This window comes from uncultured Sulfitobacter sp. (assembly GCF_947500075.1).
Classification (GTDB): Bacteria; Pseudomonadota; Alphaproteobacteria; order Rhodobacterales; family Rhodobacteraceae; genus Sulfitobacter.
In genome coordinates, this window is sequence record NZ_CANMQS010000002.1 from 378158 (window position 1) to 394206 (window position 16049).

Here is a 16049-nt window from a genome sequence, read left to right on the forward strand (position 1 = left end):
GGGGTGGGGCAATGATCACCGCAGACCTGAACATAGTCCTGCCTGAGATCGTCCTGGCGCTCTATGCCATGATCGCATTGCTGGCGGCGGTCTATACCACCAAGGACAAACTGGGCGGCTTGCTCGTCTGGGTCACGGCGGCCGTGATGGTCGCACTGGCCTTCTGGATCGGCACCAGCGGCGATGGCAGTACCAAGACTGCCTTCAACGGCATGATCATCGAAGACAGCTTTGCCCGCTTTGCCAAAGTTGCCATCCTGCTGTCGGCAGCGGCCATCCTGATCATGTCCGAAGGGTATATGCAGGCGCGCGGGTTGTTGCGGTTCGAATACCCGATGCTGGTGGCGCTGAGCGCTGTTGGCATGATGATCATGGTCAGCGCAGGCGATCTGATGGCGCTCTACATGGGGTTGGAGCTGCAATCCCTGGCTTTGTATGTGGTTGCCTCCCTGCGCCGCGACTCGGTCAAATCGACTGAGGCTGGCCTGAAATACTTCTTCCTCGGCGCGCTCTCCTCTGGCTTGCTGCTCTATGGCGCATCGCTGGTCTATGGCTACGCAGGCACGACGCTGTTTTCGGGCATCATCACCGTGGCTCAGGCGGGAGAGACGTCCGTTGGCCTGCTGTTCGGACTGGTCTTTTTGATCTCCGGCCTTGCGTTCAAAGTCTCTGCCGTGCCGTTCCATATGTGGACACCGGACGTCTACGAAGGCTCGCCCACGCCGGTCACCGCCTTCTTTGCCACCGCCCCCAAGATCGCGGCGATGGCGCTCTTTGCCCGTGTGCTGCATGACGCCTTCGGCAATGCGGTCAGCGACTGGCAGCAGATCATCGCGCTGCTGTCGGTGCTGTCGATGTTCCTTGGCGCGATTGCCGCCATCGGCCAGACGAATATCAAACGTCTGATGGCGTTTTCCTCCATCGCACACATGGGCTACGCCCTGATGGGCCTGGCCGCAGGCACCGCACTGGGTGTGCAGGCGATGCTGGTCTATATGGCGATCTATGTGACCATGAACGTGGGCACCTTCGCGTTTATCCTGCTGATGCAGAAGGACGGCGCGCCCGTCACCGACATCGGTGCGCTGAACTCCTACGCCAAGAACAATCCGGGCCGTGCGCTGGCGATGCTGGTGCTGCTCTTCAGCCTTGCGGGTGTGCCGCCAATGCTGGGCTTCTTCGGCAAGCTCTATGTGCTGCAAGCGGCCTATGACGCGGGCCTTGTGTGGCTGGTGGTGGCAGGCATGATTGCCTCGGTGATCGGGGCATACTACTACCTGCGGATCGTGTTCTTCATGTACTTCGGCTCGGACAATGCAGACCAGATTGACCGCTCCGGCGGCGGTGGCGTGCTGGCGGGCTTCCTGATGGCCTCGGCCATTGTGATGGTGCTGGGCATTGCCAATATGTTCGGGGTGGAGAGCGCGGCAGCAGCAGCGGCGGGTGCGCTTGTCAACTAAGCACCGAGGTGCCGCATGAGCATTTGGCCAGACGGTTACGGGCGGCATGTCTGGGACTCTGTCGGATCAACACTTTCCGAAGCACATGAGATGCTGCCGACGCTCACCGGCCCCACCTGGCTGCTGGCGCATGAACAGACCGCCGCGCGGGGCAGGCGCGGCCGGGCGTGGTCTACGCCGCGCGGGAACTTCGCGGGCACCCTGATCCTGCCGCTGAACGCGCCGCCGCAGACAGCTGCACTCAGGTCTTTTGTCGCCTCCCTCGCGCTCTACGAAGCCTTTGTGGCCGTCACGGGCAAACCAAACGCCTTTGCGCTGAAGTGGCCCAATGATGTGTTGCTCAACGGGGGCAAGGTCGCAGGCATCCTGCTGGAAACCGCAGGCCCTCACCTGATCATCGGCATCGGCGTCAACCTCATCGCCGCCCCCGGTGCGGACGAAGTCGAACCCGGCGCAGTCCGTCCCGTCAGCCTCACATCCGCCTTCGGGATCACCGTCGGCCCCGAAGACTTCCTCGCCGCCCTCGCCAGTGCCTACGCCCCGCTGGAAATGCAATTCCAGACATACGGCTTTGCCCCCATCCGGGCTGCCTGGATGGACAAGGCTGCACGGCGGGGCGAAATCATCACCGCCCGCACCATGCGCGACACCTGGCGCGGCACCTTCGAGGATGTGGACGAAAGTGGCAATCTGGTGCTGACCACTGCGCAGGGGCGTCTGGCCATCGCAGCGGCAGATGTGTATTTCGACGACACCTGAGGGAGACAAGACATGCTTCTGGCGATTGATTGCGGCAACACAAACACGGTTTTCTCCATCTACGATGGAGAGGAACAGCTGATCTCGATGCGCACCTCGACCCACCATGCACGCACGTCGGATGCCTATTTCACGTGGTTCTCGACATTGCTTGGCCACCACAAGATCGAACCCGCGATCACGGATGTGATCATTTCCTCCACCGTGCCGCGGGTGGTGTTCAACCTGCGGGTTTTCTCGGATCAATACTTCGGCTGTCGCCCCATTGTGGTGGGCAAACCGGATTGCCTGCTGCCGGCCGATCCACGGGTCGATGCAGGCACAAGCGTGGGCCCGGACCGGCTGGTGAATACCGCAGGCGCCTATGACCGCCACGGCGGCAACCTGATCGTGGTCGATTTCGGCACCGCCACCACCTTTGACGTGGCAGGCCGCGACGGCGCCTATGTCGGCGGCGTGATCGCCCCCGGCGTCAACCTCAGCCTTGAGGCGCTCCATATGGCCGCCGCAGCTTTGCCACATGTGGACATTACCAAGCCGCAGGGTGTAGTAGGCACCAACACGGTCGCCTGTATCCAATCCGGGATCTTCTGGGGATACGTCGGGCTGATCAAGGAAATCTGCGCCCGCATCAAGGCGGAGCGCGATCAAGACATGAAAATCATCGCAACCGGCGGGCTGGCCCCGCTCTTTGCGCAAACCGAAAATCTCTTCGATGTGATCGAAGATGACCTGACGATGCACGGGCTGACCGTGATCCACAGGTATAACAAGGAAAATACATAACTCATATGAGTAACGAACGACTTATCTATCTGCCCCTCGGTGGGGCGGGCGAAATTGGCATGAACGCCTATGTCTACGGCTACGGCAAACCCGGCAAGGAGCGGCTGATCGTCGTTGACCTCGGCGTGGCCTTTCCCGACATGGACGGCAGCCCCGGCGTCGATCTGATCATCGCCGACATCAGCTGGCTGATTGAACGGCGCGACCAGATCGAAGCGGTGTTCATCACCCACGCCCACGAAGACCACGTGGGCGCGGTGGCCCATACCTATGAACAGCTACAGGCACCGATCTATGCCCGCCGCTTCACCGCCAACATCGCCGCGCGCAAGATGGCCGAACACCACCATCCCGAAGAGGCGCTGAACGTGGTCAGCGCATGGCCGCACCAGACCACTGTCGGCCCCTTTACGGTGGGCTTCCTGCCGATCAGCCACTCGATCCCGGAAAGCTCTGCTTTGGTGATCGACACGCCCGAAGGCCGGGTGATCCACTCAGGTGACTTCAAGATTGACCTGACACCGGGCGTGGGCGAAGCCTATGACCCGGAGTTGTGGGCAGAGGTCTGCAAGGACGGCGTCAAAGCGCTGATCTGCGACAGCACCAATGTCTTCTCGCTGGAGCCGGGCCGGTCAGAAGCGACCTTGGCCGCTCCCATCGAGGCGTTGATCAGCAGTGCGGAAGGCATGGTGGTGGCAACCACCTTTGCCTCCAACGTGGCACGGGTGCAGACACTGGCAATGGCCGCCGACAAGGCGGGCCGGTCGGTGGTGCTGCTGGGCCGTGCGATGAAACGCATGGTCGAAGCCTCCCTTGAGACCGGCGTGATGAAAGATTTCCCCCATACCGTCAGCCCCGAAGACGCCCGCGGCATCCCGCGTGAAAACCTGATGCTGCTGGTCACCGGCAGCCAGGGCGAACGCCGCGCGGCCTCCGCGCAGCTGAGCCGGGGCAAGTATCAGGGGATTGAGCTGAAGGAAGGGGACATGTTCCTCTTTTCCTCCAAAACCATCCCCGGCAACGAGAAATCCGTGATCCGCATCATCAACAACCTCAGTGAAATGGGCGTGGATGTGGTGGATGACAGTTCCGGCAAATACCACGTCTCAGGCCACGCCAACCGCCCCGATCTGGAGACGCTGCACGCGGTGGTCAAACCACAGGTGGTGATCCCCATGCACGGCGAACACCGCCACCTGCGCGCCCATGTGAAACTGGCCGAAAGCAATGGCCGGGCAGGGGTGCTGGCCGTGAACGGCATGATGATTGATCTGTCGGGCAACGCGCCAACCGTGGCTGAGTATATCGAGACCGGGCGCACGTATCTGGATGGCTCTGTGCAGATCGGCGCGATGGACGGCATCGTGCGCGACCGCATCCGCATGGCGCTGAACGGTCATGTGACCGTGACGGTGATCATGGATGACGAGGACGAGCCGCTGGGCGAGCCTTGGGTCGATGCGATGGGTCTGGCCGAGACGGGGCGCTCAAATGCGCCGCTGGTCGATGTGCTTGAGGCGGACCTGAGCCAGTGGCTGGGCCGCGCGAAAGCAGCGACGCTGCGGGATGACGACAAGCTGAACGATGGCTTGCGCAAAGTGGTGCGGCAGTCGGCGCAGGATGAGATTGGCAAGAAGCCTGAGGTGACGGTGGTTGTTAGTCGGTTGAGTTGAGGGGGCGGGCTGGCGGTTTTGCGGACTTTGCTGCCGTTGGTGCGCCTGAAATCTATTGAGCAAGACAAAGAGTATCACAGATCTACAGAAAGTCGGTCGATGGAGTTGCTGAGCTATGGATGCCTTTGAACACGTCATTAGCGAGATTCTCTGGGCAGAGGGATACTGGACGCGGCCGTCGCTTAAGGTCGAACTGACCAAGAAAGAGAAGGCTGAAATTGGACGGCCATCTAGTCCGCGCTGGGAGCTTGATGTTGTTGCCTATAATGGTCGGGACAACGAACTCTTGATGGTCGAGTGCAAATCCTATTTGGACAGCAACGGTGTCAAAGTCTCAGCATTCAATGGCCAAAGTGAGAAGGATGCAAACCGATACAAGCTGTTCAATGAGCCAACAACATTCTCCGTAGTTAGCAATAGGCTGATTGAGCAACTCGCAGAGCGAGGATTGATACAGGAAAACCCAAAGATTAGATTGGTCTTGGCTGCTGGTAAGGTAGCGAGTCGGTCCCGGGATGCTCTCAGTGAGCACTTTGATAAGATGGGGTGGCTATTATGGGACGAAGCATGGCTGAAAGATCGGTTATTGCTGATTGCTAAAGGCGGTTACGACAATAACATTGCCGCGGTAACGGCTAAGATTCTGACCAGATAGAACATTTTGTGGAACACCTTAGTAAAATCCTGCAACCTGCCGAATTTGCTCACAGCATCTCGGGGGAGTTCTAACGACAGGCCAGGGCTCGAACCAGACATTCCCGAATACCACCCCAGCCCGGAACAAGGCCCTTGTGGCCGCCGGGCCATCGTCTGCCCCCCGCGTCGCACCAAAGGTGCGCCATGAATGGTGGCACGCCTTTGGCGTGACGGCAGGCGATTTCGATAGGCTGGGTGGGTCATTGAGAGGACACGCAAACGCTGCAAGATAAAGTGGCAGAGAACACAAGATAGATCGCCTTCCCGGGGCAGACGATATCCCGGGGCGCGGTGCGTGGGTTGCGGGGCCAAAATCGGTTTGCTGGCAAAGTTCAAAACAAAAAAGGGAGCGAAACCGCTCCCTTTCAAACCCTAAATCAACCGCTTGCTCAGCTCGGCCGCTCCGCAAAACTCAGCCCGATAAACTCCGGCGTGTGATCGCCCAGACCGACAACCTTGTTGTCGCGTCCACCGCCGCCACCATCGCGGCCCCGACCACGGCCACCGCGTGACCGGCGCTTCTCCTCACCGCGCGGCTTCTCAGCCTCCTCCACGGGTGCCTCAGCTTCCGCTTCCACAACGGGAGCCTCCGCAGGCGCATCGTCTTTTTTGCGGCTGCGGCGGGTTCGCTTGGGTTTGTCCTCTGGCGCGGCTTCTTCAACCACAGCATCTTCCACCGCAGGAACCTCTTCAACCTTGGCTTTCCGCGACCGGCTGCGGGTCTTGGGCTTTTCATCCGCCTCAACCGCAGCTTCCTCGGCCCTCTTCCCACCACCCAATGGATTGTCGAGCCGGGGAATCGCGTTTTGCACCAGACGTTCCACGTCTTCGAGATTCCTTTCATCCCGTGGCACACAAATCATGATCGCGGTGCCATCGCGGCCCGCGCGACCCGTCCGGCCAATCCGGTGGACATAATCTTCCGCATGGCTGGGCACGTCGAAGTTGAACACATGGCTCACCGCAGGCACATCCAACCCCCGCGCCGCCACGTCAGAGGCGACAAGAAAGCGCAGATCACCGCCCCGGAAACCGTCCAGGGTCCGTGTCCGCTGGCTCTGATCCAGATCGCCATGGATCGGTGCAGCGTCATAGCCGTATTTCTTGAGCGATTTCGCCACCACATCCACATCCGTCTTCCGATTGCAGAAGATGATCGCGTTAGTGCATTTTTCGCCCTCAGCGTCGATGATCGTGCGCAGCAATTTGCGCTTCTCCGACCCTTCGCGGTCCTTGCGGGAGGCTTTGAACATCACCACGCCTTGGGTGATGTTCTCGCTCGTCGTGGCCTGACGGGCCACTTCGATACGCTCAGGATTGCTCAGGAAGGTATTGGTGATCCGCTCAATCTCAGGCGCCATGGTGGCAGAGAAGAACAGCGTCTGGCGCGTAAACGGCGTGAGGCCGAAAATCCGTTCAATATCAGGGATAAAGCCCATGTCGAGCATCCGGTCGGCTTCATCCACCACCATGACTTTCACGTCATTGAGGATCAGCTTGCCGCGTTCGAAATGGTCCAGCAGGCGGCCCGGCGTGGCGATCAGCACGTCCACGCCCTTGTCGATCAGCGTGTCCTGTTCCTTGAACGACACGCCCCCGATCAGCAGCGCCTTGGTCAGCTTTACGTATTTGGAATAGGTATCAAAGTTCTCCGCCACCTGTGCGGCGAGTTCGCGCGTGGGGCAGAGCACCAGTGACCGCGGCATCCGCGCCCGCGCACGTCCGCGTGCCAGCTGGGTGATCATCGGCAGCGTAAAGCTTGCCGTCTTGCCCGTGCCTGTCTGGGCAATGCCCAACACGTCGCGCCCTTCAAGGGCAGGCGGAATGGCACCCGCCTGAATGGGAGTTGGGCTTTCGTACCCCGCCTCTTCAACGGCTTTGAGTACTTTGGGATTCAGTTTCAGATCGGTAAATTTGGTCATATATGTCCGGTAAGAAGCGGACACATCTCGGCCCGCGGCAGCAACACGTGGGAACCCGCATGGCTCACAGCGGGACAGAACCCGCTCCACAATGGCGCGGCATAGCAAGATTATGCTGATCGGTCAAATGGATGCCGTGTCAGCCGCGCCAGTTTGGGAAATGCGTGGACAGTGTTGCATTTAGGTCCAGATTGATCCGTCTCAGCAACCCTTTCGCCTCCAATTTCTCGCGGAGGCTGGGCGTATCGGCGCAAACCTCATCAAAAAACGCGCGCAGGCCCGCCGTGCCATCCTTCGCCTCGATGGCGGCAAACACCTCATGCAGGCTCATCCCGCCCTGATTGCGTGGCTTGTTGGGGCCCAGTTCCGCGCGGTATGCGCCTTTCTCCAGCCGGTAGCGGTAGGCGGCATGCCAGTCGTCCCAGCTTTTGGCGTGGCAATGGGCCAGATCGAGACCCGCGACCACATCCGCGCCCTTCAATTCCACCCCGTCCTGAAAGGCGTTGTGGATCTTGACCGTGACATCGTCCAGACCCGTGCGGGTAAACACCTTGCCTGCCAGATGGCTCAGAAACCCGCCTTTGAGATGCGCCCCGAACCTCGGGTAAAGCGTTCTGACAATCGCCGCGCGCTGCCCATCGGCTGGGATAAACCCCTTGAAAACAGTGCCATCACCGGAAAGCTGCTCCATCGGCCGCACGCGCAGTATGGGGACATCGGCAGGCAGGCCTGCCAGATGCGCCGCGACCGGCCGGTCAGAGACCAGAAACTCATCCACATCCATATGGATCAGCCAATCCACCTCCGCCCGCCTGTTGTAGGCATGGGTGGCATTCACAGTCTGGCGGACCTGGTGTTTGGCCGGCCGCCCGCCGTTCACCTTTTGCCAATGGGCCGCATCACACAGCGTGACGCGCACCTTGGGATGGGCCTGCAAATGCGCCATGGCCTCCGGGCAGGGGGCATCAAGGTAGAGGTAGAGGCGATGTGCGCCCGCATCCAGATGGTAGGCGGCAAAGGCGAGGATGTCCTGGGCGGGCGCAAGGATCGTGGCGCTGAGGCCCCAAGTAACACCCCGGTCGCTCATTTACCGCGTTCCATGCGCTGTCGCTTAAGTTCTTGAACCCGCGCGAAAATGCTGCGGGGGTCGGTCATGACATGATGCAGCATCGCCTTGCCAAGCGGTTCAATCGTCGCATCGCGTTCGCACAGCTGCCAGATCCGGGCGAGCATGTTCTGATCCAGATCGCCGCCGGTAAAGGAATAGGCCGGCATGCCGAAGGCGACCGGAAACACCTTCCGCGCCCGCACATGTTGGAAAGGTTTGCGTCCCGGTTGCCCGGACAGCCTGCGTTCACTGTCGTGTAGTTTGATCATGTCAAACATCACCGACAGGGCCATGCCGCAAGCCCGCTGATCGCCCGTCTTGCCGATGTCGGCAAAGGTCGTCGCGCTGGAAATCAGCCAACGCACGGTTAACAGCGGGGTCAGGCGCGCGCCATGTTCTTCCCAGATCCGAAAAAACAGTGTCAGCGCTTCGGCGGGTGGATCAGCCCGCCGCGCGATGGCAATCAGCATTGCATGCAGGTGCAATATCTCTGGCTGCCCTTCGAATTCCTCCTGCAATTTGACCCATTTGCGCGCCGCCGAATAGCGCGGCATCATGCCGGGCGGTGACAGGGGCGGTGCCGTTTTCTGGTCAAACATGCCCCGCAGATCGCATTCGGGCGCAGGCAAAACATCACCAATACCATCAAACCGCCGCTGGCGTTTCTCCAGCGCTTTCAGCAGACCTGCAAAACCGCCCTGATGGAGGTCAGGCGCGGCGCTCACACCATCATTTCCTTCGTCGCCGTCAGGCGCACATCCGGGTAATCCCGCTCCACCCGGTCAATGTCCCACTGGAGCCGCGTCAGGTAAACAATGTCCCCGTCATGGTCATGGGCGATATGCTGCTTGTTGCTTTCGGTAAATTTATCAACCGCTTGCCGCTCACCGTTCACCCACCGGGCGGAGGTGAACTGCGAGGCTTCGAAGCGCACCGGCAGCCCGTATTCCAGCTCTATCCGGCTGGCCAGCACTTCAAACTGCAACTGCCCCACAACGCCCACGACAAACCCCGACCCGATGGAGGGTTTGAACACTTTCGCAGCACCTTCCTCGGCAAACTGCATCAGCGCCTTTTCAAGGTGTTTCGCCTTCAACGGATCGCCCGCGCGCACCCCTTGCAGCAATTCCGGCGCAAACGATGGAATACCCGTCACCCGCAATGCCTCGCCTTCGGTCAGCGTGTCGCCAATGCGCAACTGCCCGTGGTTGGGAATGCCGATGATGTCACCGGCCCAGGCTTCTTCCGCCAACTCCCGGTCTGAGGCCAGAAACATCACCGGGCTGCTGATCGTCATCGGCTTTTTCGACCGCACATGGGTCATTTTCATGCCGCGCTGAAAGTGTCCCGACGCCAGACGCACAAACGCCACCCGGTCGCGGTGCTTGGGGTCCATGTTCGCCTGCACCTTGAAGACAAAGCCGGAAACCTTTGTTTCCTCGGGCAGAATTTGACGTGGTTCTGCGGATTGGATCTGCGGCTCTGGCCCGAAGCGCGCGATGCCTTCCATCAGTTCCTTCACACCGAAGGAATTGATCGCAGAGCCGAACCAAATGGGCGTCAAAGACCCTTCCGCCATCAGTTCCGCATCCAGTGGCGGCATCAATTCGCGCACCATCTCCAGATCTTCCTGCAACTTCTCCAACAGGGCCGCTGGCACATGTTCAGCCAGTTTCGGGTCGTCCAGCCCGTTGATCTCGATGCTCTCAGCCACCTTGTTGCGGTCCGCGCGGTCCATCAGTTCCAGCCGGTCGCGCAGGATGTCATAACACCCGATAAAGTCGCGCCCGATGCCGATGGGCCAGCTTGCGGGGGTGACGTCAATGGCGAGGTTCTCCTGAATCTCGTCAATGATCTCAAACACATCGCGGCTTTCGCGGTCCATCTTGTTACAAAACGTCAGGATCGGCAGGTCCCGCATCCGGCAGACTTCAAACAGCTTCTGCGTCTGGCTTTCCACACCCTTGGCCCCGTCAATCACCATCACGGCGGCGTCTACGGCGGTCAGCGTGCGATAGGTGTCTTCGGAAAAATCCGAGTGGCCCGGCGTATCCACCAGATTGAACCGGTAGTTCGTGGGCCCGCTCAAGAAATCAAACGACATGGCGGAGGCTGAAACGGAAATGCCGCGATCCTTCTCCATCGCCATGAAATCCGACCGTGTGCGCCGCGCTTCGCCCTTGGCGCGCACCTGTCCGGCCATCTGAATAGCGCCGCCAAACAGCAGGAATTTCTCCGTCAGCGTGGTCTTGCCGGCGTCCGGGTGGCTGATGATCGCAAAAGTCCTGCGGCGCGCAATTTCAGGCGGCAAAGGCGGGCGGTTATTCGGGGTATCCAACATGAGGCGCGTATATCCGGGGCAGTCTGATGCGGCAAGCGTAGGGTGGGATTTATCCCACCGCTGTGGCCACCATCACCGCGCGCTGGCCTTGCGCAGCAATTCCGCTGCATCGGGCCGGTCCAGCAGGCTCTCCGACACCTCAAGCCCGGCATGCGGCAGATCTGAATGGCCGGGAATGACCTCTCCCATCGCCGCCGACACATCCTGCGGCAACACAACCCGCGTGCGGGTGTCGATCAGCATGGATTCCGCGGCAATCCCTTCGGCATAGATAATCTGATGGCTGTCAAACAGAAGTTGGAAGTAATCCACAAACCCGCCATCCTGAACGCGCACCGTGTCGCCATTCACCAGATGGCTGGCCTGCACCAGCAGCTCCGACCGCCCCGCGCCAACCTCATCGGAACGCTGATAGATAAACAACCGGTGCGTCGGGCTGACGATCAGGTCCTGATCGTTGTTGAGCGTCCCGGCCTCGATCACAATGGGCGCAAAGGCCCCGACCGCGCGCACCGTGCTCTGCCCGATCCAGCGGATCTGCTGCACGCCATCATCACGGGTCAGCACCCGGTCACCGACAACCAGATCCTCAATCAGCCGCTGTTCGCCGGAAGCCAGCGTGATATGCGTCCCACGGGTGAAGGACACGCAGGCAACCTGCCCGAACTTCTGCTCCGCCGTTTCCGTATCAATGCCGACAATCCGGTATTCCGTCTTTGTCTCCAACCCGGCCAGCGGCAGCAGGAAAATATCGGCCACATCGCCCTGATCATCGACCTCGACCAGCAACAGCGCCTCTTGCGTCTGCCCGTCGGGCGACATGAACATCAAGGCACTGTCCAGAAAAATCTCCGCGCCCGGTGTGCTGATCAGCGTGTCATCCGCCACCCGGAACCGAGTGGGGCCTAACGGCAGCAGGGACAGCCGCGCCTGCGCCGCACCGCTTTGCAGCTCGTAAATATCGTCCAGCATCAGCTCAGCCGCAAAGGACAACGTATCGCCCATATTCGCCCCATCCGTGGCAACCATATCCGACGCCCGGAAAACCGGCACGCTTTGAGCAGGGGCAGGGCGGGTGTGGGCCATGATCTCTCCGTATGGCTGTGGCTGCGCCACGGGATAGCCTATGAAGATGGCCCGTCTCGGTCAACAATGCGGCCTTCTGCTGGCATCTGGGCAGACCCGTGATACCAATTGGCAAACAGCAAAAGGAATCGTCTGATGGATCTCGGCATCAAAGGGAAAAAAGCGCTTGTCTGTGCAGGCTCCAAAGGCCTCGGGCTGGGCTGCGCAGAGGCGCTGGCGGCAGCGGGGGTGGACCTCGTCCTGAATGCACGCGGGGCCGAGGCGCTGGACGCCTCCGCCGACCGGCTGCGTCAGGAATATGACGTCACCATCACCACAGTCGCCGCCGACATCGCCACGCAAGAGGGGCAGGCGCTGGTCCTCAAAGCCGCAGAGGGCGTTGATATCCTTGTCAATAACGCAGGCGGCCCCCCTCCCGGCATGTGGCATGACTGGGATCGTTCAAACTTCATTGCAGCGCTGGACGCCAACATGCTGGCCCCCATCGCGATGATCAAAGGGCTGGTGCCCGCGATGATGGATCGCGGCTGGGGCCGGGTGGTGAACATCACCTCCCAATCCGTGCGCGCGCCCATCGGGGTGCTGGGCCTGTCCAACGCCGCGCGCACCGGGCTCACGGGCTATGTCGCGGGGACGTCGCGGCAGGTGGCAGGCAAGGGCGTGACGATCAACAACCTGCTGCCCGGCATCCACGCCACCGACCGTGCCGATGCGCTGGACGGGGCTGTGGTCAAAGCCCAGGGCATCACGCTGGATGAAGCACGCCAGGCCCGCCAGGCCACAATCCCCGCAGGCCGCTACGGCACGCGGCAGGAGTTTGGCCAGGCGTGCGCTTTCCTGTGTTCGGTGCATGCGGGCTTCATCGTGGGCCAGAACATCCTGCTGGATGGCGGCGGCACCAACATCACCATGTAAGGTGTTACGATGGCTGAGAAATTTCTGCTGAAGGATCATCTCTTCAACGCGGACACGGTGGCGCAACTGGCGGCAGAATATGCCGCTGGCCTGCCCGATTTTGACGCAGAGCGTTTCGTGTCAGAGGCGCTGTCGGGCTTTCCCGACCGGGAATTGATGGGGCGGCTTGACTGGATGGCCGATTGTCTGGAGCCGCAGTTGTCGGCGGATTTTCCCACCATGGCCGCCCAGCTTGAAGCGGCCATGCCTGCGCCCCTCGATCCCACGCTGACAGACGATGACTTCGGCCATTTCATCCACGCGCTTCCCGGCATCCTCGCCGTGCGGCACGGGTTGGAGGACCACCGTGATCGCGCGCTTGACCTGCTCTACGCAGGCACGCAGCGGTTCTCGATGGAGTTCTACATCCGCCCCTTCCTCAACCGCTGGCCGCGCGAGACGCTGGCGCGGCTCAACCAATGGGCCACGGACGACAACTACCATGTCCGCCGACTGGTCAGCGAAGGCACACGCCCCCGCCTGCCATGGGCCAGTGCGGTGACGCTGGCGACCGAACAGCGTGTGCCGCTGATCAGGATACTGCACGCGGACCCGACCCGCTATGTGACAAGATCTGTCGCCAACCACCTGAATGATATCACCAAGACCGACCCCGATGTGGTGCTGGACCTGCTGCAAGACTGGCACGCGCAGGGCAGGCAAACGCCCAAGGAACTGGACTGGATGTCCCGCCACGCGCTGCGCACCTTGATCAAGGTCGGGCATCAGGGCGCATTGGCGCATCTGGGGTACCGTGGCGATGTGCCGGTCACGGCCAGCCTTGATACCGGTCCCGCAGACATCGCGATTGGCACGGCACTGCCGCTGTCCTGCACGCTCACCGCAGATCAGGACCTGCCGGTGATCGTGGACTACCGCATCCGCTTCGCCCGCCCCGATGGCAAGACGGCTGAAAAAGTCTTCAAACTGAAGGTGGCCAAAATCACAGCAGGCAAACCCCTGACCCTCGGCAAGGCACATAAGCTCAAAGGGGATGCGACCACCTTCACGCTCCACCCCGGCCGACATGAGGTGGTGTTGCAGGTCAATGGTGTCGACGTGGCGCACAGCGATTTCACCCTGATCCCCTGACCCCGCTTCCGCAGACCGCCCAGAAATGGCCTCACCCCTTCTCCGCCGGTGCCCTCCACACGGCCGCGCGCAATCACGCTTGCCGCCTTACCACTGTCCTGGCTCCTCTTTTTGGCCAAAAATATCCCTGCACTGCGATTGCAGCTGGATACACCTGCCGATACTTGCGGGCATAGTCCCGGGCTGATAGCTGCATTCCCAAGTCATTTACTCGGAAACCCATGCACGCCCCCACGCCCCGGCTCGAAATCAAGGACCTGCGCCGCAGCTTTGCGGGGCGTACCGTGGTCGACGGCGTATCGCTGCGGATCATGCCGGGGCAGGTGACCTGTCTGCTGGGCCCCTCGGGCTGCGGCAAATCCACCACCTTGCGGATGATCGCCGGGGTTGAGATGCAGGACAGCGGCACCATCCACGTGGATGGCAAGCTGATTTGCGACACCATTTTCCGGCTGCCGCCGGAGCAGCGCGAAATCGGGTTGATGTTTCAGGACTTTGCGCTTTTTCCGCACCTGAGCGTGGCGGACAACGTCGGCTATGGCCTGCGCCAGGGCACCAAAGGGCAGAAACGCGAGCGCATTGCAGAATTGCTCGACCGGGTGGACCTTCTGCGCTTCATCGACGGCTACCCGCACCAGCTGTCGGGCGGTGAACAACAGCGTGTGGCATTGGCCCGTGCACTGGCCCCACGGCCTCGCATCATGCTGATGGATGAGCCGTTCTCCGGCCTGGATAACCGCCTGCGCGACGGCATCCGGGATGACACGCTGGCGATCCTGAAGGAAGAGGACACCGCCGTCCTGCTGGTCACCCATGAACCCGAAGAGGCCATGCGCATGGCCGATGAGATCGCTCTGATGCGCGACGGCAGGATCGTGCAGCAAGGCGCGCCCTACAACGTCTACACGCGCCCCATCGACCGGGCGGCGGTGGCGTTCTTTTCGGACGCCAATGTGTTGCAGGCGACGGTTCAGGGGGCGCTGGCCCCCACGGTCTTTGGTGATTTTCTGGCCCCCGGCGTGCCCGATGGCACGGATGTGGACATCGTCTTTCGCCCGCAGCACCTGCGCATCGATTTTGACCGCGCCGGGCAGGGGCCGCGCCCCACAGCGACCGATGGCACGCCCGCGCGCGCGGTGGTCGCGCGGTCGCGGTTCATGGGCAACGAAAGCCTTGTGGAGTTCGTCATGGACCACGACGCCACCACCCTGCGCGCCACAGTGCCCAATGTCTTTCTGCCACAGCCCGGTGCGGTGATGTGGCTGACGGTCCGCCGCGACCGGTGTTTTGTATTTCCCGCAAGCGGAGGAGAGAAACGTGGCTGAAACACTACTGGTCGAATTCGGCATGGGCACCTCCCTGCGCCGGGGCGATTACACCCAGGCGGCGGAGCGCGCAGTCAAGGACGCGCTGTGGCACAATTCGATCAACCTGGCAGAACTGTTCGGATTTGACAAAACCGACATGCAGATCACCCTCGACGTGGGTGTGCAGCAGCCGGACCGCGTGGATGTGGAGGCGCTGAAAGCGGTCTTCCCTTATGGCAATGTCACCGTCCGCGTCTGCAAAGGCGGGCTGGACACACCGCGCCCCGCAGGACAGGAGGGCAGCGGTCATCCCACCATCATGGCAAACGTCGCCTTGTCCGTCGGGTTTGAGATGGAGAAATCCCATGGCTGAAGCCCCCACAGATCACCGCGTCATCATCGAAATGGGCATGGGCAACGACCTGCACGGGATGGACTATACCAAGGCCGCCGCCCGCGCGATTGAGGATGCCTTTCGTCATTCGTCCCTGCCGCTTTTCTCTGTCACCGGGCTGAGCCACGCAGAGATGCGCGTTCAGGTGACCGTGGGTGTGCAGGAGCCGGACAGAGTGGATGCGGAGGCGCTGGTGGCCAAGCTGCCGCGCGGCAAGGCAACGGTGGAGGTGGTCCACGGCGGTCTGAACGTGCCCACAGGCGGCGATACCATCGTGATCGCGCAGGCCAGCGTGGAAGCCTTCCTGCCGCTGCAAACCGGATGGCGCCGCAAGGGGTAGCCTGCGGGTTTCGCGGCATTTTCAAGGGGGTTGGCAGGGCGGCGCTTCACAGGCGATGGTCGGCCTGTGGCTGATGCTGTGCAGGGATATTTTTGGCCAAAAAGAGGGGGCAGGACGGTGCGTGGTCATGC

15 protein-coding genes are annotated in these 16049 nt (G+C 61.3%); 10 read left to right on the plus strand and 5 right to left on the minus strand.

Features of this window, described 5'->3' with window-relative positions; translation table 11 throughout:
* Nucleotides 1–11: 11 nt before the first annotated feature.
* The 5 genes from nuoN (at nucleotide 12) to Q1A91_RS06810 (ending at nucleotide 5333) form a co-directional block, all read left to right on the plus strand.
* Nucleotides 12–1460 (plus strand): NADH-quinone oxidoreductase subunit NuoN, encoded by a 1449-nt coding sequence (gene nuoN, locus Q1A91_RS06790; protein WP_299874750.1) that lies wholly within the window; start codon nucleotides 12–14, stop codon nucleotides 1458–1460.
* Between the two features lie 15 nt (nucleotides 1461–1475).
* Entirely contained in the window at nucleotides 1476–2219 is a 744-nt protein-coding gene (locus Q1A91_RS06795) for a biotin--[acetyl-CoA-carboxylase] ligase (RefSeq protein WP_299874752.1), read from the plus strand.
* A 12-nt stretch (nucleotides 2220–2231) separates the two neighbouring features.
* Nucleotides 2232–3005, plus strand: a complete 774-nt coding sequence (locus Q1A91_RS06800) for a type III pantothenate kinase (protein WP_299874755.1) — start codon at nucleotides 2232–2234, stop codon at nucleotides 3003–3005.
* Between the two features lie 5 nt (nucleotides 3006–3010).
* A complete protein-coding gene (locus Q1A91_RS06805; protein ID WP_299874760.1) occupies nucleotides 3011–4678 on the plus strand; it encodes a ribonuclease J in 1668 nt (555 codons plus the stop codon).
* Nucleotides 4679–4793: 115 nt separating this feature from the next.
* Complete coding sequence (locus tag Q1A91_RS06810; protein ID WP_299874763.1) at nucleotides 4794–5333, plus strand: hypothetical protein; 540 nt, start codon at nucleotides 4794–4796, stop codon at nucleotides 5331–5333.
* A gap of 430 nt (nucleotides 5334–5763) precedes the next feature.
* On the opposite strand, the gene Q1A91_RS06815 is transcribed toward Q1A91_RS06810, so the two are convergent.
* The 5 genes from Q1A91_RS06815 to Q1A91_RS06835 form a co-directional block, all read right to left on the minus strand.
* Nucleotides 5764–7296, minus strand: a complete 1533-nt coding sequence (locus Q1A91_RS06815) for a DEAD/DEAH box helicase (protein WP_299874766.1) — start codon at nucleotides 7294–7296, stop codon at nucleotides 5764–5766.
* A 139-nt stretch (nucleotides 7297–7435) separates the two neighbouring features.
* Nucleotides 7436–8383, minus strand: a complete 948-nt coding sequence (locus Q1A91_RS06820) for a glycosyltransferase family 2 protein (RefSeq protein WP_299874769.1) — start codon at nucleotides 8381–8383, stop codon at nucleotides 7436–7438.
* Nucleotides 8380–9129: a hypothetical protein gene (locus tag Q1A91_RS06825; RefSeq protein ID WP_299874771.1), complete on the minus strand. Its 750-nt coding sequence runs from the start codon at nucleotides 9127–9129 to the stop codon at nucleotides 8380–8382. The genes Q1A91_RS06820 and Q1A91_RS06825 overlap by 4 nt, the downstream gene beginning before the upstream one ends.
* Nucleotides 9126–10745, minus strand: a complete 1620-nt coding sequence (locus Q1A91_RS06830; RefSeq protein ID WP_299874774.1) for a peptide chain release factor 3 — start codon at nucleotides 10743–10745, stop codon at nucleotides 9126–9128. Before Q1A91_RS06830 ends, Q1A91_RS06825 begins: the two co-directional genes overlap by 4 nt.
* Nucleotides 10746–10817: 72 nt before the next feature.
* The gene (locus Q1A91_RS06835) at nucleotides 10818–11831 is read right to left on the minus strand and encodes a Hint domain-containing protein (protein WP_299874777.1); all 1014 of its coding nucleotides are present in this window, start codon (nucleotides 11829–11831) and stop codon (nucleotides 10818–10820) included.
* Between the two features lie 135 nt (nucleotides 11832–11966).
* Here Q1A91_RS06835 and Q1A91_RS06840 point away from each other — a divergent pair, with 135 nt between their 5' ends.
* The 5 genes from Q1A91_RS06840 (at nucleotide 11967) to Q1A91_RS06860 (ending at nucleotide 15918) form a co-directional block, all read left to right on the plus strand.
* On the plus strand, nucleotides 11967–12746 hold the full coding sequence (locus Q1A91_RS06840) for an SDR family oxidoreductase (protein WP_299874780.1): 780 nt from the start codon (nucleotides 11967–11969) through the stop codon (nucleotides 12744–12746).
* 9 nt (nucleotides 12747–12755) lie between these two features.
* Nucleotides 12756–13877 carry a hypothetical protein gene (locus tag Q1A91_RS06845; protein WP_299874782.1) on the plus strand — a complete coding sequence of 374 codons (1122 nt, stop codon included), beginning with the start codon at nucleotides 12756–12758 and terminating at the stop codon, nucleotides 13875–13877.
* A gap of 221 nt (nucleotides 13878–14098) precedes the next feature.
* Nucleotides 14099–15202, plus strand: a complete 1104-nt coding sequence (locus Q1A91_RS06850) for an ABC transporter ATP-binding protein (protein ID WP_299874785.1) — start codon at nucleotides 14099–14101, stop codon at nucleotides 15200–15202.
* Nucleotides 15195–15557 carry a Lin0512 family protein gene (locus Q1A91_RS06855; protein ID WP_299874787.1) on the plus strand — a complete coding sequence of 121 codons (363 nt, stop codon included), beginning with the start codon at nucleotides 15195–15197 and terminating at the stop codon, nucleotides 15555–15557. The genes Q1A91_RS06850 and Q1A91_RS06855 overlap by 8 nt, the downstream gene beginning before the upstream one ends.
* Nucleotides 15550–15918, plus strand: a complete 369-nt coding sequence (locus Q1A91_RS06860; protein ID WP_299874790.1) for a Lin0512 family protein — start codon at nucleotides 15550–15552, stop codon at nucleotides 15916–15918. Before Q1A91_RS06855 ends, Q1A91_RS06860 begins: the two co-directional genes overlap by 8 nt.
* The last annotated feature ends 131 nt before the right edge of the window (nucleotides 15919–16049 follow it).

Excerpts from the sequence above, each read along its gene's own strand:
- nuoN (WP_299874750.1), top strand. The coding sequence starts at position 12 with ATGATCACCGCAGACCTGAACATAGTCCTGCCTGAGATCGTCCTGGCG.
- Q1A91_RS06795 (WP_299874752.1), top strand. The coding sequence starts at position 1,476 with ATGAGCATTTGGCCAGACGGTTACGGGCGGCATGTCTGGGACTCTGTC.
- Q1A91_RS06800 (WP_299874755.1), top strand. The coding sequence starts at position 2,232 with ATGCTTCTGGCGATTGATTGCGGCAACACAAACACGGTTTTCTCCATC.
- Q1A91_RS06805 (WP_299874760.1), top strand. The coding sequence starts at position 3,011 with ATGAGTAACGAACGACTTATCTATCTGCCCCTCGGTGGGGCGGGCGAA.
- Q1A91_RS06810 (WP_299874763.1), top strand. The coding sequence starts at position 4,794 with ATGGATGCCTTTGAACACGTCATTAGCGAGATTCTCTGGGCAGAGGGA.
- Q1A91_RS06815 (WP_299874766.1), bottom strand. The coding sequence starts at position 7,296 with ATGACCAAATTTACCGATCTGAAACTGAATCCCAAAGTACTCAAAGCC.
- Q1A91_RS06820 (WP_299874769.1), bottom strand. The coding sequence starts at position 8,383 with ATGAGCGACCGGGGTGTTACTTGGGGCCTCAGCGCCACGATCCTTGCG.
- Q1A91_RS06830 (WP_299874774.1), bottom strand. The coding sequence starts at position 10,745 with ATGTTGGATACCCCGAATAACCGCCCGCCTTTGCCGCCTGAAATTGCG.
- Q1A91_RS06835 (WP_299874777.1), bottom strand. The coding sequence starts at position 11,831 with ATGGCCCACACCCGCCCTGCCCCTGCTCAAAGCGTGCCGGTTTTCCGG.
- Q1A91_RS06840 (WP_299874780.1), top strand. The coding sequence starts at position 11,967 with ATGGATCTCGGCATCAAAGGGAAAAAAGCGCTTGTCTGTGCAGGCTCC.
- Q1A91_RS06845 (WP_299874782.1), top strand. The coding sequence starts at position 12,756 with ATGGCTGAGAAATTTCTGCTGAAGGATCATCTCTTCAACGCGGACACG.
- Q1A91_RS06850 (WP_299874785.1), top strand. The coding sequence starts at position 14,099 with ATGCACGCCCCCACGCCCCGGCTCGAAATCAAGGACCTGCGCCGCAGC.
- Q1A91_RS06860 (WP_299874790.1), top strand. The coding sequence starts at position 15,550 with ATGGCTGAAGCCCCCACAGATCACCGCGTCATCATCGAAATGGGCATG.